Genomic DNA, 18,508 nt, shown 5'->3' with positions numbered 1-18,508 from the left:
AAGTTTATGAACAGTATTTGAACATTTGGAACATCCGGTCAGCCCCGATCGGATGTTCCGGGGCCGCAGACAAAGGGGGGGAGGGTGCTTCCTTTTCTGCGGTGTGTCGGGGTTTGTGGTGAAAGTATACGGCAATGGGTTTCAAGGGTTTGCAGCCGATCCTTTATGGTGGTCGTGAGGTTTGGCCGCTGGTAGAAGGCGGCAAGGGTGTGGCGGCGACCAACCATGCCAGTTCGGGCGCATGGGCGGCGGCCGGCGGCATCGGCACGGTCAGCGCCGTTAACGCCGACAGCTATGACCCCGAAGGCAAGATCATTCCGCAGGTCTATCATGAGCTGACCCGTCAGGGGCGCCATGAGGAACTGATCCGCTATGCCATTGATGGCGCAGTGGAACAGGTTAAGCGGGCCTATGATATTGCATCGGGTCGGGGCGCGATCAACATCAATGTGCTGTGGGAAATGGGCGGCGCACAGCAGGTTCTCGAAGGCGTGCTCGAACGCACCAAGGGGCTGGTGACGGGCGTGACCTGCGGCGCGGGGATGCCGTACAAGCTGTCGGAAATCGCGGCGCGTTTTAACGTGCATTACCTGCCGATCGTGTCGTCGGGGCGCGCTTTCCGCGCACTGTGGAAGCGGGCCTATCACAAGGTTGCCGAACTGATGGCGGCGGTGGTCTATGAAGACCCGTGGCTGGCCGGTGGACACAACGGCCTGTCGAACGCCGAAGACCCGACCAAGCCGCAGGATCCTTATCCCCGCGTTAAGCAACTTCGCGAAACCATGCGCGCCGAGGGCGTCTCTGACAGCGTCCCCATCGTGATGGCGGGCGGCGTCTGGTTCCTGCGCGAGTGGGAAAACTGGATCGATAATCCCGAACTGGGCGCGATTGTTTTCCAATTCGGCACGCGTCCGTTGCTGACCGAGGAAAGCCCGATCCCGCAGGCGTGGAAGGATCATCTGCGCACGCTGGAACCGGGCGACGTGCTGTTGCACAAATTCTCGCCGACCGGCTTCTATTCCTCGGCGGTCAAGAATCCGTTCCTGATGAGCCTTGTCGCGCGCAGCGACCGCCAGATCCCCTATTCCAAGGTGGAAGCGGGCGATCATACGGTGCAACTTGACGTTGGCGTCAAGGGCAAGAACTTCTGGGTCACGCCTTGCGATCGCGCCCGTGCGCATCAGTGGGTGAACGAGGGCTTTGTCGAAGCATTACGCACGCCGGATGACACGGTGATTTTCGTGACGCCGGCCGAGCGTCAGGAAATCCGCAAGGATCAGGCCGATTGCATGGGCTGTCTTTCGCATTGCGGTTTTTCCAGCTGGAAGGACCATGATGACTGGACGACGGGGCGCATGGCCGACCCGCGCAGCTTCTGCATTCAAAAGAGCCTGCAGAACATCGCCCATGGTGGCGACATCAATGAAAATCTGATGTTTGCGGGCCATGCGGCTTATCGGTTCAAGCAGGACCCGTTCTATTCGAACAATTTCACCCCGACGGTGAAGCAATTGGTGGATCGCATCCTGACCGGCGATTGATTCGGGAGAGGGGGAACCCCTTTTCGAAGAAATGGAAAGCCCGATCATGCCGCTGCGTGATCGGGCTTTTGCTTTATGGCGCGTAAACCAGATCTGTTGGTGCCAACCCGGCTTTGCGGCGTATAGAGTGTGCCCCGGCTTGCCGCATGTGGCGCAAGGGTACTATAGAAGAACCATGTTGCATAAATTCTGGAATAGGTTCGGGCGCGCTGTTGCATTGGCGGGTCTGGTAATTGCTGGGGCGTGGGGCGGCCCTGTGGGTGCCGAAACGCCGCAATTTCCCGCGTGGCGTTCGTTGCGCGATCCTGTTGTGAATATGCGCACCGGGCCGGGCGAAGATTATGCCATCCGTTTCATCTATCGTCGCCAGTTTTTGCCAATCAAGGTGCTGCGCCTTTATCAGGGATGGTATCTGGTCGAGGATCCGGATGGTTCGCGCGGCTGGATGATGATGCGCTTTCTGAACAAAACGCCGACAGCGCTGATTCGCGGCAAGGGGCCCGTGGAAATGCGTGCAGGGCCGGGCGCGGACGCGCAATTGCTGTGGAAGCTGGCGCCGGGTTTGGTCGGTCGTCTGGGGCCTTGCAAGGATGGATGGTGCCAGATGGACATTGACCGTCATGTCGGTTTCGTGCCGGAAGGACGTCTTTGGGGCGCAGGAAAACCGTAACAGGTTGAAGCTGTCCAGATGCAAAGAAACGCCCCAACCGTGAGGTCGGGGCGTTTCCTGTTTTTAGGCTTGGTTAGAAAGGCTTACACCAGTTCTACCGCAACCGCCGTGCCTTCGCCGCCGCCGATGCAGAGCGCAGCAACGCCTTTCTTCAGCCCGCGAGCCTTGAGCGCCGCGATCAGCGTGACGAGAATGCGCGCGCCCGAGCAGCCGATCGGGTGGCCCAGCGCGGTTGCGCCGCCATTGACGTTGACCTTGGCGTGATCGAGGCCAAGGTCATGGATCGCGAACATGGCGACGCAGGCAAAGGCTTCGTTGACTTCGAACAGGTCCACATCGGCCACGGTCCAGCCAGCCTTGTCCAGCGCCTTTTGAATGGCGCCGACCGGGGCGGTCGTGAACAGCTTGGGATCATGGGCGTGGGCGGCCACGGCCTTGACGATGGCGACGGGCTTGGCACCCTTGGCCTCGGCAGTGCTCTGACGGGTCAGGACCATCGCGGCCGCGCCGTCAGAAATCGACGAAGAGGAGGCCGCCGTGATCGTGCCGTCCTTGGCAAAGGCAGGCTTGAGGGCGGGGATTTTGTCGGGGCGGCCCTTGGCGGGGGCTTCGTCGGTGTCCACGACGACTTCGCCCGCACGGGTCTTGATCGTCACGGGTGCGATTTCGTCGACAAAGCGGCCTTCGGCCACCGCGGCCTTGGCGCGGGCCAGCGATTCGATCGAATAGGCGTCCATGCCTTCGCGTGTCAGGCCGTAATCATTGGCGGTGACCTGCGCAAAGCTGCCCATGGCGGCGCCTTCATAGGCGTCTTCCAAACCGTCGAGGAACATGTGGTCATAAGCCGTGTCATGACCGATGCGCGCGCCCGAGCGATGCTTTTTCAGCAGATAGGGGGCGTTGGTCATGCTTTCCATGCCGCCCGCGATCACGAAATCGACGCTGCCTGCGGCCAGAGCTTCGGAGGCCATGATGACCGTCTGCATGCCCGAACCGCAAACCTTGTTGACGGTGGTGGCCTGAACCGACTTGGGCAGGCCCGCCTTGATCACGGCCTGACGGGCAGGGGCCTGACCCAGACCAGCGGGAAGGACGCAGCCCATATAGGCCCGTTCGATGTCTTCGCCCGCAATACCTGCGCGTTCAACAGCGGCCTTGACGGCGGTGGCGCCAAGCTCGGTCGCGGACACTTCGGAGAGACTGCCCTGCATCGCGCCCATGGGGGTGCGGGCATAAGAAAGAATGACAATCGGATCAGCAGCGGAAATCTGTGCCATGTAACTAGGACCCTCCGGTGTAGCAGCGCGAGTGCGCCTGATGCGGAAAGACGGGCTTAGCGTCCTTCAATGAAGGCGCGATGACGCCTTGCCTCTTTGAGATAGTGCCGCACAGCAGCAAAGGCAATCAGGATAAGTGGATGAAGAATCGGCGTGCAAATACGCATTATTTGCGCTATTGCGAAGCACTTGCAGATATTTGGGCAGGTTCTTTTCGCTCCTGCACAGTTTGAGACGTTAGGAGGCTTGCGCACCCCGGAAAGGGGTACTAGGGCCGCCAAAGCTCAACTTTATCTGCGAGTCAGCTCTTGATCGACCTGTCGCACTACCTGTCGAACTACCTTCCCATCCTGATCTTTCTCGGGATCGCGCTTGGTTTGTCTTCGGCCTTCGTCATTTTGCCCATTCTTGTGTCGCGCCTTACGGGCTCGTACAAACCGGATGCTGACAAGCTTTCGGAATATGAATGCGGTTTCCCCGCCTTTGAAGAACCGCGCAGTCAGTTTGACGTGCGTTTCTATCTCGTGGCGATCCTCTTCATCATCTTCGATCTCGAAGCAGCTTTCCTGTTTCCCTGGGCCGTCAGCCTGAAGGAAACCGGCTGGGCTGGCTGGTTGACGATGATGGTGTTTCTTGCCGAACTCGTGATCGGCTTTGCCTATGCGTGGAAGAAGGGAGCGTTGGACTGGGAATGAGTACAAATCCCTCCTTTGAACCGATCATGGCGGCCAACGGCAAGTTGGTCGCCCCCGATCAGGGTTTCTTTAACGACCTGTCGAACGAAGTGTCCGACAAGGGTTTTCTGGTAACCAGCACCGAGGAACTCTTTCAGTGGGCGCGTACCGGCTCGCTGTGGTGGATGACCTTTGGCCTGGCTTGCTGTGCTGTGGAAATGATCCACGTCAATATGCCGCGATATGACATGGAGCGCTTTGGTGCTGCTCCGCGTGCATCCCCGCGTCAGTCGGACGTGATGATCGTGGCCGGCACGTTGTGCAACAAGATGGCCCCGGCGCTGCGCAAGGTCTATGACCAGATGTCGAACCCGAAGTACGTGATCTCGATGGGGTCGTGTGCGAATGGCGGTGGTTACTACCACTATTCCTATTCGGTGGTTCGCGGTTGTGACCGCATCGTTCCGGTCGACATTTATGTTCCCGGCTGCCCGCCGACCGCGGAAGCCTTGCTCTATGGCATCATGCAGTTGCAGCGGAAGATCCGCCGCGTCGGCACCATCGAGCGTTGAGGGAGGGACGAATGGCTGTTCTGCATTCCGCCCCCAAGTGGAGCTCGAACGAAGGCGTACTCGACACGCTGGTGGGCGCTCTTGCCCACCGCGTCGTTGCGTCCAAGGAAGAGCATGGCGAAATCGTCATTACCGTGGGCCGCAACCACGTTGAGGACGCGCTCAAGATCCTTCGCGATGAGCATGAATACCAGCAGTTGATGGAAATTGCCGGTGCCGACTATCCCAACCGCGATGAGCGGTTTGAAGTCGTCTACATGCTGCTCTCGGTGACGAAGAATCATCGCATTCTGGTCAAGACCACCACGGATGAAGTCGCGCCGGTTCCCACCGTCACGACGCTCTGGCCGGTGGCCGGCTGGTTGGAACGCGAAGTGTTCGACCTTTACGGCGTGGTCTTTGCCGGCAATGCGGACCTGCGCCGCATTCTGACCGACTATGGCTTTGAAGGGCATCCTTTCCGCAAGGATTTCCCGCTGACAGGCTATCAGGAACTGCGCTATTCGAACGAAGAAAAGCGCGTGGTTTATGAGCCGGTCCGTCTGGCCCAGGATCTGCGTCAGTTCGACTTCACCTCGCCGTGGGAAGGTTCGGATTACGTCCTTCCGGGCGACGAGAAAGCTGGGGAAGGCAAATGAGCGGTCTGATTCTTGAAGAATCGCCGACCACCGGCGATGAAATCATCACCAATTACACCATCAACTTCGGACCTCAGCACCCCGCCGCCCACGGCGTGTTGCGCATGGTCACTGAACTGGACGGTGAAATTGTCACGCGTATCGATCCGCATATCGGCCTGCTGCATCGCGGCACCGAAAAGCTGATCGAATACAAGACCTATCTGCAGGCGCTGCCCTATTTCGACCGGCTGGACTATTGTTCGCCGCTCGGCATGGAGCATTCCTATGTTCTGGCGGTGGAAAAGCTGCTGAATTTGGAAGTGCCCGAGCGCGCCAAGTGGCTGCGCACGATGTTTGCGGAAATCACGCGTATCTGCAACCACATGCTCAACATCGGTTCGCACGTCATGGACGTGGGGGCGATGACTCCGAACCTGTGGCTGTTCGAAATTCGCGAAGATTGCTTGAACTTCTTCGAGCGCGCTTCGGGTGCCCGTATGCACTCGGCATGGTTCCGCCCCGGCGGCGTCCATCAGGACGTGCCGCAGAAGCTGATCGACGACATCAGCGTCTGGCTCGACAAGCGTCTGCCCGAACTGTTCGAAGACGCGATGAGCCTTGTGTGCGACAACCGCATCTTCAAGCAGCGCAACGTCGATATCGCGACGGTGACCAAGGAAGACGCGCTGGCATGGGGCTTTTCCGGCCCGATGATCCGCGGCAGCGGCATTCCCTGGGATTTGCGCAAGTCGCAGCCCTATGATGCCTATGATCAGGTCGATTTCGAAGTGCCCGTGGGCACCCGCGGCGACTGCTATGATCGCTTCATGGTCCGCGTCGAAGAAGTCCGCCAGTCGGCTCTTATCATCCGCCAGTGCATCGAAAAAATGCCTGCCGGTCCGGTGCTGAGCAGCGACCGCAAGGTGGCCCCGCCCAAGCGCGCCGAGATGAAGCAGGACATGGAAAGCCTGATCCATCACTTTAAGCTTTACACCGAAGGCTTCCACGTTCCGGCGGGCGAAGTCTATGTGGCGACCGAAAGCCCCAAGGGCGAATTCGGCGTCTATCTGGTGTCGGACGGCTCGAACAAGCCCTATCGCTGCAAGATCCGCCCGACGGCGTTCAGCCATCTTCAGGCGATGGACTTCATGACCAAGGGCCACATGCTGCCCGATATCACCGCCATCCTTGGCGCGATGGATATCGTGTTCGGGGAGTGCGACCGGTGAGCCAGAGCAGCAATCATCTGGCAACCGCCGAGGCGATGATCGCGGCCTATAACGCGCAGGATGCCGATCTTTACGTGTCCTATATGACCGACGATGCCTGCGAAGCGGGTTATCGCGGCGCTGTGGTGCGTGAAGGCAAGGAAGGCACCCGCACGGGTCTGGCCGCCGCTTTCGCCAAGTGGCCGGAAAACCATGCCGAGATCCGCGAAAAGCAGGCCATCGGCAATTATGTGCTGTTCCGCGAATATGTCACGCGCGGCCCGGCCAGCGATGGTTCGGAACTGGTTGATCCGTTCGAAGTCATCGCCGTCTATTCGTTCGAGGGCGATAAATGCTCTCGCGTGGAGTTCATCCGCTAATGGCTGATCGTCATATCTATCCCGATAGCCCCGAGCTGCGCGCGCGTTGGGGCAATTTCGCGTGGACCGAGGCCAATGCGGCCAAGGCCAAGGAAATCGTCGCGCGTTACCCCGAAGGGCGTCAGCGTTCGGCCTCGATGCCGCTGCTCGATCTGGCGCAGCGTCAGGTGGGCGCGGAAACCGGCACGCAGGGCTGGTTGCCGATCCCGGTGATGGAATATGTCGCGAAATATCTCGACATGCCGATCATCCGCGTGGTCGAGGTCGCCACCTTCTATACCATGTATAATCTGGTTCCGGTCGGAAAGTTCCATGTGCAGGTTTGCGGCACCACGCCGTGTATGCTGCGTGGCTCGGACGATCTGATCTCGGTCTGCAAGGCCAAGAAGATGCCCACCGGCGGCGTTTCGGAAGATGGTCTCTGGACCTTCACCGAAGTCGAATGCATGGGCAATTGCTCGTCGGCGCCGATGGTGCAGATCAATGACGACAATTACGAAGACCTGACCGCTGAACGTTTCGAGGGCATTCTGGATGCTCTGGCGCGCGGTGAAAGCCCCAAGACGGGCACGCAGGAACCGGGTCGTCACACGGTTGAACCGGCCGGTGCGCTTTCTTCGTTGACCGCCATGGCCAACGAAAATCACGATTATCGCGGGGAGTGGTAAGACATGGCACTCGCTGACAAGGATCGCATCTTTACCAATCTCTACGGTTTTCAGCCGTGGAACCTGAGCGCGGCTCGTGCGCGTGGTGATTGGGACAACACCAAGGCGCTGCTCGAAAAGGGCCGCGACGCGATTATCCAGGAAATCAAGGATTCGGGCCTTCGCGGTCGTGGCGGTGCGGGTTTCCCCACCGGCATGAAGTGGTCCTTCATGCCCAAGGAAAGCAAGGACGGTCGTCCCAGCTTTCTGGTCATCAACGCCGACGAATCCGAACCCGGTTCGTGCAAGGACCGCGAAATCATCCGCCACGATCCGCACAAGCTGATCGAAGGCGCGCTGGTGGCCGGTTTCGCGATGGGGGCCCGTGCGGCCTACATCTATATTCGCGGCGAATATATCCGCGAAGCCGAAACGCTGTTTGCCGCTGTTGCCGAAGCCTATGACGCCGGGCTGGTGGGCAAGAACGCCAGCGGTTCGGGCTATGATTTCGACGTCTTCGTCCATCGCGGCGCGGGCGCCTATATCTGCGGCGAAGAAACCGCGATGATCGAATCGATCGAAGGCAAGAAGGGCCAGCCCCGTCTGAAGCCTCCTTTCCCCGCCGGTGCCGGCCTTTATGGCTGCCCGACCACGGTGAACAATGTCGAATCGATCGCGGTTGCTCCCACCATCCTGCGTCGCGGCGCGGGCTGGTTCGCTTCGTTCGGGCGTGAGAACAACAAGGGCACCAAGCTCTTTCAGATCTCGGGCCATGTGAACAAGCCTTGCGTGGTCGAAGAAGAAATGTCGATCCCGTTCAGCGAGCTGATCGAGAAGCATTGCGGCGGCATTCGTGGCGGCAAGGACAATCTGCTGGCGGTCATCCCCGGCGGTTCGTCGGTGCCGCTGGTGCCTGCCGAGCAGATCTGGGACGCGCCGATGGACTTTGACGGTCTGCGTGCGGTCGGTTCGGGTCTGGGCACGGCGGCGGTCATCGTCATGGACAAGTCGACCGACATCGTGCGCGCGATCAGCCGCCTTTCGTACTTCTACAAGCACGAAAGCTGCGGCCAGTGCACGCCGTGCCGCGAAGGCACCGGCTGGATGTGGCGCGTGATGGAGCGTCTGCGCAAGGGCGATGCCGATGTGCAGGAAATCGACATGCTCTGGAACGTTACCAAGCAGGTTGAAGGTCACACGATCTGCGCATTGGGTGACGCGGCGGCTTGGCCGATTCAGGGCCTGATCCGTCATTTCCGCCCCGAAATTGAGCGTCGCATTGCCGAAAAGGGCGGTGCGCTGCGGGAGGCCGCTGAGTAATGCCTAAGGTCAAAGTTGACGGCGTGGAACTGGAGGTGCCGGCCGGCGCCACTGTTCTGCAAGCCTGCGAAATGGCGGGGAAGGAAATTCCGCGCTTCTGTTATCACGAGCGTCTGAGCATTGCGGGAAATTGCCGCATGTGCCTGGTCGAGGTGAAGCCCGGGCCGCCCAAGCCGCAGGCTTCCTGCGCGCTTCCGGCCGCCGAAGGTCAGGAAATCCGCACCGACAGCGAGATGGTCAAGAAGGCGCGTGAAGGGGTGATGGAGTTTCTCCTCATCAACCACCCGCTTGATTGCCCGATCTGCGATCAGGGCGGCGAATGCGACCTTCAGGACCAGAGCGTGGCCTATGGCCGCGGTTCTTCGCGTTACCATGAGCACAAGCGCGCGGTGACCGAGAAGTATATGGGCCCGCTGATCAAGACGGTGATGACACGCTGCATCCAATGCACGCGCTGCGTCCGTTTCAGCGAGGAAATCGCGGGTGTGGATGAAATCGGCGCGTTGTATCGCGGCGAGAACATGCAGATCAGCACCTATCTGGAAAAGGCCTCGACGCACGAACTGTCGGCCAATGTGATCGATCTGTGCCCGGTCGGCGCTCTGACTTCGCGTCCTTACGCGTTCGAAGCCCGTCCTTGGGAATTGAAGAAGACGATCTCAATCGACGTTTCGGACGCGATTGGCTCGAACATTCGTGTCGACGCGCGTGGTCGCGAAGCCATGCGCATCCTGCCGCGCGTCAATGACGACGTGAACGAGGAATGGTTGTCCGACAAGGGCCGCTATATGGTCGATGGCCTGTCCAAGCGCCGTCTTGACCGTCCGTTCATCCGTCTCGATGGCAAGCTCAAGGCCGTGTCTTGGGATGAAGCGCTGGCCGCTGTCGCCAAGATTGCTCCGGGCAATTCGATTGCTGCGGTGGCGGGCGATCTGGTTGACGTTGAAACGATGTTTGCGGCCAAGAAGCTGCTGGCGGGCCTTGGTTCGTCGGTGCTCGAAGGGCGCCAGACGGGTCTGGCCTATGATTGCTCGAACTTGGCTGCGGTCAATTTCAACAGCACCATTGGCGGCATTGAAACGGCAGACGCCATCCTGATCGTGGGCAGCCACGTTCGTTGGGAAGCGGCCGTTCTGAATGCCCGTCTGCGTAAAGCGGTAAAGCATGGCGCCAAGGTGTTCATCATCGGCCCCGAATGGAATACGACCTATCCGGCCGAATTCCTGGGTTCGGACGCTGCGATCCTGAACAATCTGCCCGCGCATGTCTGGTCGGCTTTGCAGGGCGCCAAGCGCCCCGCGCTGATCATCGGCGGGGCAGGGCTGGCCAAGGGTGCGCTGGAAGCGGGCCTGTCGATCAGCGAGCAGCTCGGTCTGGTTCGCACGCTCGAAGACGGTTCGGTGTGGAACGGCTTCAACGTTCTGCACATGGCCGCGTCGCGCATGGGCGGCTTGATGCTGGGTTATGCACAGAAGGGCGGTATCAACGATGTCGCCGCTGCCAAGCCCAAGCTGCTGCTTTCGCTGGGCGCGGATGAGGTGGATTACACCAAATTCGCCGACAGCATGATCGTCTATGTCGGCCATCATGGCGACAAGGGCGCGCATGCCGCTGACGTGATCCTGCCGGCTTCGGCCTTCACCGAAAAGGCGGGTATTTACGTCAACACCGAAGGTCGCGTGCAATTTGCCGAAAAGGCTGTGTTCGCTCCGGGTGATGCTCGTGAAGACTGGGCGATCCTGCGCGCCATGGCTCAGGTTCTGAACGTCAATGTCGGCTTTGACAGCTTTGACGAATTGCGTTCGGCGCTGTTTGTCGAATATCCGGCGCTTACGGTTGATGGTGGTTTGGTCGAATTTGGCCCGCTGCCTGCCGGTGTTTCGGGTTCGGCTGCTGGCGAAATCGCCTATCCGATCAAGGATTTCTATCTGACCAACCCGATTGCACGGGCAAGTGAAACGCTTGCCAAGTGCTCGGCAGAATTGCTGAACGGGTCGCAACCCCAAGCGGAGGCTGCGGAATGACCGCCTTCTTCCAATCGCTTGGCCTGCCGTTTGAAGCGGCATGGCTGATTTCCACCATTGCGGGGATCCTGTTGATCGCGCTGCCGCTGATGCTCAGCGTCGCGATGATCATCTATGTCGACCGCAAGATCTGGGCAGCCATGGCGCTGCGTCGCGGCCCGAACGTTGTTGGTCCGCTGGGTCTGCTGCAGTCGTTTGCCGACGGTTTGAAGGTTTTCCTTCAGGAAACCATCGTTCCGACCGCTGCAAACAAGGGCATCTTCCTGATCGGCCCGGTGGTGACGTTCACCGTCACGCTGCTGGCTTGGGCGGTGATCCCGTTCAATTCGGGCGCGATCCTAGCCGACATCAACGTTGGCCTGCTCTATGTTCTGGCGATTTCGTCGCTGGGCGTTTACGGTACGATCATGGCCGGTTGGGCTTCGAACTCGAAGTATCCGTTCTTTTCGGCGATGCGCGCTTCGGCACAGATGATCTCCTATGAAGTCTCGATCGGCTTCATTCTGATCTGTGTTGTGCTGTGGGCGGGTTCGTTCAATTTGGGCACGATCGTTTCGGCGCAGAAGGGCCATGTGTTTGGCATTCTGAACGGCTTCGGTTTCAATCCCTTGCTGTTCCCGATGTGGGTGCTGTTCCTGATTTCAGGCATGGCCGAAACGCAGCGCGCTCCGTTCGACCTTTGCGAAGCAGAGTCGGAACTGGTCGCCGGTTATCAGACCGAATATTCCTCGATGGCTTTCGCGCTGTTCTGGCTCGGCGAATATGGCAACGTGCTCTTGATGTGCGCGCTTAATGCCACGCTGTTTTGCGGCGGTTATCTGCCGCCGCTGGATATTCCGGCGCTTTATGCCGTGCCGGGCGTGATCTGGCTGCTGCTCAAGATCTTCTTCTTCTTCTTTGTGTTCAGCTGGGTGAAGGCCACCGTGCCGCGCTATCGCTATGACCAGCTGATGCGTCTGGGCTGGAAAATCTTCCTGCCGCTCTCGCTGCTGTTCGTTTTCCTCGTCAGCGGTTACCTCATGGCTACGGGACATTTTGCATGAGCGTCGCCCATCTCATCAAGAGTTTTACCCTCTGGGAGTTTGTGAAGGCACACGCCTTGACCTTGAAGTATTTCTTCAAGGAAAAGGCGACCATCAACTATCCCTATGAGAAGAACCCGCTTTCGCCCCGTTTTCGCGGTGAACATGCGTTGCGTCGTTATCCCAATGGGGAAGAGCGCTGCATCGCGTGCAAATTGTGCGAGGCGATCTGCCCCGCGCAGGCGATCACGATCGAGGCCGAACCGCGCGATGACGGCAGCCGCCGCACGACGCGTTACGACATCGACATGACCAAGTGCATCTTCTGCGGCTTCTGCCAGGAAGCTTGCCCGGTCGATGCCATCGTCGAGGGGCCGAATTTCGAATACGCGACAGAAACGCGTGCCGAACTGCTCTATGACAAGAACAAGCTGTTGGCGAACGGGGACAAGTGGGAGCGTGCTATCGCCGCGAACCTTGAAGCCGACGCGCCCTACCGTTAAGGCGCGGGCCGGAGACAAGAGATGATCCAAACGCTTGCCTTTTATCTGTTCGCCGCGCTGGTGATCGCGTCGGCCGTGATGGTGATCACGGCGCGCAATCCCGTGCATTCCGTGCTCTGGCTGATTTTGGCCTTCTTCAACGCGGCCGGTCTGATGATCCTGATCGGCGCCGAATTCATCGCGATGCTTCTGGTCATCGTCTATGTCGGCGCGGTTGCGGTGCTGTTCCTGTTCGTGGTGATGATGCTCGACATCGACTTTGCCACGCTGCGGGCCGGTTTTGTGAAGAACTTCCCGCTGGGTCTGGCGATTGCCGGCATCCTGCTGGCCGAACTGCTTTTCGGTCTGGGCGCTCATTCGGCTGGTGGCCTTGTGCTGGGCACGCCCGATGCGGCGACGGCGCCGCTGGCCAATGTGCCTAATATTCAGGCGATCGGTGCGGTCCTTTACGGCCACTACCTGTTCCTGTTCGAAGCGGCCGGGGTTGTGCTGCTGGTTGCCATGATCGGCGCCATTGTACTTACCCACCGTCAGCGCAGCGATGTGCGTCCGCAGAACATCTCGGAACAGGTCAAGCGCCGTCCTGAAGATGCCACCATCAACACCCGTCCCGAAGTGGGCGGCGGCGTGAAGCTGTAAGGGGGCGGCCATGATCGGTATCGAACATTATATCGTTGTCAGCTCGATCCTCTTCGGGCTGGGCGTGCTGGGCATCGTGCTCAACCGCAAGAACATCATCATCGTGTTGATGGCCATCGAGCTCATTCTGCTCTCGGTGAACATCAACCTCGTGGCCTTCAGCGCCTTCCTGCATGACCTGGCCGGTCAGATCTTCGCGATGTTCGTGTTGACCGTGGCCGCAGGTGAAGCAGCCGTGGGCCTGGCCATCCTCGTGATCTACTTCCGCAGCCGCGGTACGATTGCGGTGGACGACGCCAACCGGATGAAGGGGTAAGACCTGTGCATTCGATCCTCTTCATTGTTTTTCTGCCGTTGCTGGCCTCGGCGATTGCCGGGCTTGGCAACAAGGCGCTGGGCAAGTTCCCGGCCAAGGTGGTGACGACGGGCGGGCTGCTGGCAGCCTGCGCCCTGTCGTGGCCGATCTTCATCAGCTTCCTGACAGGAAGCGCCGAACCCACCGTTGTTCCCGTGCTCAAGTGGGTGCAGTCGGGTGATCTCAGCTTTGACTGGGAACTGCGCGTCGATACGCTGACGGCGGTCATGCTTGTCGTGATCACCAGCGTTTCGGCTCTGGTTCACCTCTATAGCTGGGGCTATATGGACGAAGAGCCGGATCAGCCGCGCTTCTTCTCCTATCTCTCGCTCTTCACCTTCGCCATGCTCATGCTGGTGACCGCGAACAATCTGGTTCAGATGTTCTTCGGCTGGGAAGGCGTGGGTCTGGCTTCGTACCTGCTGATCGGTTTCTGGTTCCGCAAGCCTTCGGCCGGCGCGGCCGCGATCAAGGCTTTCGTGGTCAACCGCGTGGGCGACCTTGGCTTCATGCTGGGCATCTTCGGCGTGTTTCTGGTGTTCGGCACGGTGTCGATCCCCGAAATCCTCGCCAATGTCCCCAACCATGTCGGCAGCACCATCGGCTTCCTCGGCTATCGCTTTGATACGTTGACGATCCTGTCGATCCTGCTGTTCATCGGCGCGATGGGTAAATCGGCCCAGCTTGGTCTGCACACCTGGTTGCCGGACGCGATGGAAGGCCCGACGCCTGTGTCGGCGCTGATCCACGCGGCCACCATGGTGACCGCTGGCGTCTTCATGACCTGCCGCCTTTCGCCGCTGTTCTCGGCCAGCCCCGATGCGATGACCTTTGTCACCATCGTCGGCGCTGCCACCTGCTTCTTTGCCGCCACCATCGGCACGACGCAGTGGGACATCAAGCGCGTGATCGCCTATTCGACCTGTTCGCAGCTGGGCTATATGTTCTTTGCGGCTGGTTCGGGCGCTTTCGGTGCGGCCATGTTCCACCTGTTCACGCACGCTTTCTTCAAGGCTCTGCTGTTCCTTGGCGCCGGTTCGGTGATCCATGCGATGCATCACGAGCAGGACATGCGCTATTACGGTGCGCTGCGTAAGAAGATCCCGCTCACCTATTGGGCGATGATGGCCGGCACGCTGGCGATCACCGGCGTGGGTATCGTCGACGTCTTCGGTTTTGCAGGCTTCTATTCAAAGGACTCGATCCTTGAAGCGGCCTATGGCACTGGCACTGGCGTTGGACACTTTGCCTTCTTCATGGGCATCGTTGCGGCTCTTCTGACCTCGTTCTACTCGTGGCGTTTGGTGTTCCTGACCTTCTTCGGCAAGGCTCGCTGGTCGCAGTCGGAACACATCCAGCATGCCGTTCATGACGCGCATGGTCACGACGATCACGGCCATGGCCACGATCATGCTCATGACCATCACCACGCGCATGACGACGATGGCACCGCTGGTTATCACCCGCACGAAAGCCCGCTGGTCATGCTGCTGCCGCTCATCATCCTGAGCATCGGCGCGGTATTTGCCGGCTTCGTCTTCAGCCATGCCTTCATCTCTGAAGGTGAGGGTGAGTTCTGGAAGGGCAGCCTCGTGTTCTCCGAACACCTGATCCACCACATGCATGAAGTGCCTGTGTGGGTGAAATGGGCTCCGTTCGGCGTGATGGTGACCGGCCTGCTGGGCGCGATCTACGCTTACATCATCAACCCCGGCTTCCCCGCGGCCTTCGTCCGCGCGATCAAGCCGATCCACACCTTCGTTTACAACAAGTGGTTCTTTGACGAACTCTACAACTTCCTGTTCGTCCGTCCTGCCTTTGCGCTGGGTCGGATCTTCTGGAAGGCTGGCGATGTCGGCTTCATCGACCGCTTTGGCCCCAATGGCGCGGCCTGGGTTGTGGTTCAGGGCACGGGTCTGGCCCGTCGTCTCCAATCTGGTCTGCTCACCAGCTATGCGCTGTGGATGCTGATCGGCCTGGTGGCTGCGGTCAGCTGGGTTCTCACTCGATAAAGGCGGGCAGCGAAAAGGTTTTATGGCAATGACCGGTTTTCCCATCCTTTCGCTGATGCTGGCGGTGCCAGCGGTAGCGGCTGTGGCGGCTTTGTTCGCCTCAGCTGGCGCCGCGCGCACCATCGCGTTGGTGGCGACTTTGATCGATCTGGCCCTTGGCCTCGATCTTTGGGCCAATTACCAGATTGGCGGCCCGCAGTGGCAATTTGTCGAACATGCCGAAGTGTTCAGCGGTTTCAGCTGGTCGCTTGGCATTGACGGCATCGCTCTTGTTCTGATCGTCCTCTCGACCTTCCTCATGCCGATCTGCATCGGCGCCAGCTGGGAAGCGATCGAGAAGCGCGTGCCGGAATATATGGCGGCCTTCCTGTTCATGGAAACGCTGATGATCGGCGTTTTTGCGGCACAGGATCTGTTCCTTTTCTACATCCTGTTCGAGGCAGGCCTGATCCCGATGTATCTGATCATCGGCATCTGGGGCGGCGTGGATCGTATTTACGCCAGCTACAAGTTCTTCCTCTATACGCTGCTTGGCTCGGTGCTGATGCTGATCGCCATGCTGTGGATCGTGAACCTGACGGGCACGACCTATATTCCGACGCTGATGGAGTATAACTTCCCGGTTCAGGCTCAGTATCTGCTGTGGCTGGCCTTCTTCGCCTCGTTTGCGGTCAAGATGCCGATGTGGCCGGTTCACACCTGGCTGCCCGACGCGCACGTTCAGGCGCCGACCGCTGGTTCGGTTATTCTGGCGGGCGTGCTGCTCAAGATGGGTGGTTATGGCTTCATCCGCTTCAGCCTGCCCTTCTTCCCCGAAGCCAGCGCCTATTTCGCGCCGCTGGTATGGGGCCTCTCGATCGTGGCGGTGGTGTACACCTCGCTGGTCGCGCTGGTTCAGTCGGACATGAAGAAGCTGATCGCCTACTCGTCGGTTGCCCATATGGCGATTGTGACCTTGGGCCTGTTCGCTTTCAATCGTCAGGGCCTTGAAGGTTCGATGATTGTCATGCTGGCCCACGGTCTGGTTTCCGGCGCGCTGTTCCTTTGCGTCGGCGTGATCTATGACCGTCTTCACACTCGCGAAATCAACCGTTACGGCGGGCTTGCGATCAACATGCCCTATTATGCGCTGTTCTTCATGTTCTTCACGATGGCTTCGGTGGGTCTGCCCGCGACGGCCAACTTCGTGGGTGAATTCCTGTCGCTTCAGGGCATTTACAAGGCGTCGAGCTGGACCGCGCTGATCGCGGGTACGGGCATCATTCTGGGCGCTGCCTATATGCTCTACCTCTATCGCCGTGTGGCTTTTGGTGAGCAGAAGAATGCCGATGCCGCCGCTATGCCCGACCTGACGGTTCGCGAATATCTGCTGCTCACGCCGCTGGTGATCGCGACGCTGTGGATGGGCATCTATCCGGAAAGCTTCATCGCGCCGATCCGTGCCGACATTGCCCATCTGGATGCCCGCCTTGCCGCGGCCCGTCCGGCCGGTGATGCGCAGGTGACGCCGGGTCATCCGGTGGCTGGTGATGAACATCATGAAAACGCCGAACATGCCGGCGAAGGGAGTGAAAAGTAATGGACTGGGCAACTTCCCTTCGCCTGGTAGCTGGTGAGGAATTCCTCAGCGTATCCGGGCTGGTGCTCTTGCTGGTCTGCGCGTGGGCGGGTGACAAATCCGCCCGCCTGGTGACATGGCTTGCTGTTGCCGCTTTGGCGGTGGCTGGTGTGCTGGCGGCTCCGGCGCTTTGCGGCGGCGTCATGGGCGCAGAGGCTTCGGCTTTCTTTGGTCAGTATTCGGCAGACAGCTTCTCGGCTTTCGCCAAGCTGCTGATTTATGGCGCTGCTGGTGCATCGCTTCTGGTTGCGCCCGGCTTCTTTGAACGTCAGGGCGGCTATCGCGCTGAATATCCGGTGTTGGCGCTGTTTGCTGCACTGGGCATGGGGCTGATGGTTTCGGCGACCGACATGCTCACGCTCTATGTCGGTCTCGAAATGAACTCGCTGGCGGCTTATGTGCTGGCGGCCATGCTGCGCACAGATGACCGTTCGCCGGAAGCGGGCCTCAAGTACTTCGTGCTGGGTTCGTTGGCTTCGGGCATCCTGCTCTTCGGCATCAGCCTGACCTATGGCTTTGCGGGCAGCACGAGCTTTGACGCCATCCACACCGCGCTGGTGGGCAAGATGTCGACCGGTTCGCTGTTCGGTCTGGTGTTCATCCTTGTCGGTCTGTCGTTCAAGATCAGCGCTGTGCCGTTCCACATGTGGACGCCCGACGTTTATGAAGGCGCGCCGACCCCGGTAACCACCTTCTTCGCCACGGCTCCCAAGGTCGCGGCTCTGGCTCTGACCATGCGTGTCACGCTGTTTGCCTTTGGCATGCAGGCCGCCGCATGGCAGCAGATCGTTGTCGCCATTTCGCTGCTCTCGATCGTCGTGGGCGCCCTTGGCGCTATCGGTCAGGGCAACATCAAGCGCCTGATGGCCTATTCCTCGATCAACAACGTCGGCTTCATGCTGATCGGTCTGGCAGCCGCCACGCCGGGCGGCGCGTCCTCGATGCTGGTCTATCTGGCGATCTACGTTGCCATGTCGGTGGCGGGTTTCGTGGCGATCCTTTCGCTGCGTGATGCTGAAGGCAAGCCGGTTGAAGCGATTGCAGACCTTGCGGGTCTGTCGCGCAGCAAGCCGGGTCTGGCCTTCGTTCTGGCCATGGTGATGTTCAGCCTTGCCGGTATTCCGCCGCTGTTCGGTTTCTGGGGCAAGTTTGTGGTCTTCCAGTCGGCTGTGGCCGCCGGCATGATCCCGCTCGCCACGGTTGGTATCGCCGCTTCGGTGATCGGCGCGTTCTACTACCTCAAGGTCGTCAAGACGCTCTACTTCGATGAACCCGCCGACAAGGTGGTAGGCTCGATGGACGGCGTTCACGCGGTTCTGCTCTATGGCAGCGCCATCGTGATCTCGCCCGTGGGCTATCTCTTCACGGGTTGGCTGGGCGGCATTGCCCGTCAGGCCGCAGCGGCTCTGTTCCATGCGGCCTGAGA

The 18,508-nt window shown here is 59.8% G+C and carries 17 protein-coding genes and 1 pseudogene; 17 read left to right on the top strand and 1 reads right to left on the bottom strand.

Going from position 1 to position 18,508, the window contains the following annotated elements; translation table 11 throughout:
- Positions 1-134 precede the first annotated feature (134 nt).
- Both ACZ9HU_RS04000 and ACZ9HU_RS03995 read left to right on the top strand, forming a co-directional pair.
- Complete coding sequence (locus ACZ9HU_RS04000; RefSeq protein WP_476102564.1) at positions 135-1,541, top strand: NAD(P)H-dependent flavin oxidoreductase; 1,407 nt, start codon at positions 135-137, stop codon at positions 1,539-1,541.
- Between the two features lie 175 nt (positions 1,542-1,716).
- The gene (locus ACZ9HU_RS03995; RefSeq protein WP_476102562.1) at positions 1,717-2,211 is read left to right on the top strand and encodes an SH3 domain-containing protein; all 495 of its coding nucleotides are present in this window, start codon (positions 1,717-1,719) and stop codon (positions 2,209-2,211) included.
- An 83-nt stretch (positions 2,212-2,294) separates the two neighbouring features.
- Here ACZ9HU_RS03995 and ACZ9HU_RS03990 read toward each other — a convergent pair whose 3' ends face one another.
- Positions 2,295-3,488 carry a thiolase family protein gene (locus ACZ9HU_RS03990; protein WP_476102560.1) on the bottom strand — a complete coding sequence of 398 codons (1,194 nt, stop codon included), beginning with the start codon at positions 3,486-3,488 and terminating at the stop codon, positions 2,295-2,297.
- Positions 3,489-3,796: 308 nt separating this feature from the next.
- On the opposite strand from ACZ9HU_RS03990, the gene ACZ9HU_RS03985 reads away from it, so the two are divergent.
- From ACZ9HU_RS03985 to nuoN, 15 genes and pseudogenes are all read left to right on the top strand, one after another.
- Positions 3,797-4,183, top strand: coding sequence for an NADH-quinone oxidoreductase subunit A (locus ACZ9HU_RS03985; protein ID WP_168602385.1), 387 nt, complete (start codon positions 3,797-3,799; stop codon positions 4,181-4,183).
- The gene (locus ACZ9HU_RS03980) at positions 4,180-4,734 is read left to right on the top strand and encodes a NuoB/complex I 20 kDa subunit family protein (protein WP_168602386.1); all 555 of its coding nucleotides are present in this window, start codon (positions 4,180-4,182) and stop codon (positions 4,732-4,734) included. Before ACZ9HU_RS03985 ends, ACZ9HU_RS03980 begins: the two co-directional genes overlap by 4 nt.
- 11 nt (positions 4,735-4,745) lie before the next feature.
- Positions 4,746-5,357, top strand: a pseudogene (locus tag ACZ9HU_RS03975) (NADH-quinone oxidoreductase subunit C); the annotation flags it as partial.
- A gap of 11 nt (positions 5,358-5,368) precedes the next feature.
- Positions 5,369-6,583 carry an NADH-quinone oxidoreductase subunit D gene (locus tag ACZ9HU_RS03970; protein WP_476102556.1) on the top strand — a complete coding sequence of 405 codons (1,215 nt, stop codon included), beginning with the start codon at positions 5,369-5,371 and terminating at the stop codon, positions 6,581-6,583.
- Positions 6,584-6,618: 35 nt separating this feature from the next.
- Entirely contained in the window at positions 6,619-6,942 is a 324-nt protein-coding gene (locus ACZ9HU_RS03965; RefSeq protein ID WP_476103063.1) for a nuclear transport factor 2 family protein, read from the top strand.
- Entirely contained in the window at positions 6,942-7,610 is a 669-nt protein-coding gene (gene nuoE / locus ACZ9HU_RS03960; protein WP_476102554.1) for an NADH-quinone oxidoreductase subunit NuoE, read from the top strand. The genes ACZ9HU_RS03965 and nuoE overlap by 1 nt, the downstream gene beginning before the upstream one ends.
- 3 nt (positions 7,611-7,613) lie before the next feature.
- Positions 7,614-8,909: an NADH-quinone oxidoreductase subunit NuoF gene (nuoF, locus tag ACZ9HU_RS03955; protein ID WP_476102552.1), complete on the top strand. Its 1,296-nt coding sequence runs from the start codon at positions 7,614-7,616 to the stop codon at positions 8,907-8,909.
- The gene (nuoG, locus tag ACZ9HU_RS03950) at positions 8,909-10,933 is read left to right on the top strand and encodes an NADH-quinone oxidoreductase subunit NuoG (RefSeq protein WP_476102550.1); all 2,025 of its coding nucleotides are present in this window, start codon (positions 8,909-8,911) and stop codon (positions 10,931-10,933) included. The genes nuoF and nuoG overlap by 1 nt, the downstream gene beginning before the upstream one ends.
- The gene (gene nuoH / locus ACZ9HU_RS03945; RefSeq protein WP_476102548.1) at positions 10,930-11,976 is read left to right on the top strand and encodes an NADH-quinone oxidoreductase subunit NuoH; all 1,047 of its coding nucleotides are present in this window, start codon (positions 10,930-10,932) and stop codon (positions 11,974-11,976) included. The genes nuoG and nuoH overlap by 4 nt, the downstream gene beginning before the upstream one ends.
- Positions 11,973-12,458, top strand: coding sequence for an NADH-quinone oxidoreductase subunit NuoI (nuoI, locus tag ACZ9HU_RS03940; protein WP_168602393.1), 486 nt, complete (start codon positions 11,973-11,975; stop codon positions 12,456-12,458). Before nuoH ends, nuoI begins: the two co-directional genes overlap by 4 nt.
- A gap of 21 nt (positions 12,459-12,479) precedes the next feature.
- Positions 12,480-13,097, top strand: a complete 618-nt coding sequence (locus ACZ9HU_RS03935) for an NADH-quinone oxidoreductase subunit J (RefSeq protein ID WP_476102545.1) — start codon at positions 12,480-12,482, stop codon at positions 13,095-13,097.
- Between the two features lie 10 nt (positions 13,098-13,107).
- Positions 13,108-13,413, top strand: a complete 306-nt coding sequence (gene nuoK, locus ACZ9HU_RS03930; protein ID WP_168602395.1) for an NADH-quinone oxidoreductase subunit NuoK — start codon at positions 13,108-13,110, stop codon at positions 13,411-13,413.
- 5 nt (positions 13,414-13,418) lie between these two features.
- Positions 13,419-15,464 (top strand): NADH-quinone oxidoreductase subunit L, encoded by a 2,046-nt coding sequence (gene nuoL, locus ACZ9HU_RS03925; protein WP_476102543.1) that lies wholly within the window; start codon positions 13,419-13,421, stop codon positions 15,462-15,464.
- Positions 15,465-15,492: 28 nt separating this feature from the next.
- Positions 15,493-17,043, top strand: coding sequence for an NADH-quinone oxidoreductase subunit M (locus ACZ9HU_RS03920; protein ID WP_476102541.1), 1,551 nt, complete (start codon positions 15,493-15,495; stop codon positions 17,041-17,043).
- A complete protein-coding gene (gene nuoN / locus ACZ9HU_RS03915; protein WP_476102539.1) occupies positions 17,043-18,506 on the top strand; it encodes an NADH-quinone oxidoreductase subunit NuoN in 1,464 nt (487 codons plus the stop codon). Before ACZ9HU_RS03920 ends, nuoN begins: the two co-directional genes overlap by 1 nt.
- Positions 18,507-18,508 lie beyond the last annotated feature (2 nt).

It is taken from the genome of Novosphingobium sp. Sphag1I, from assembly GCF_056279125.1.
Note: the sequence above shows the minus strand (reverse complement) of the source record. Positions and strands in the feature narration are given on the sequence as shown.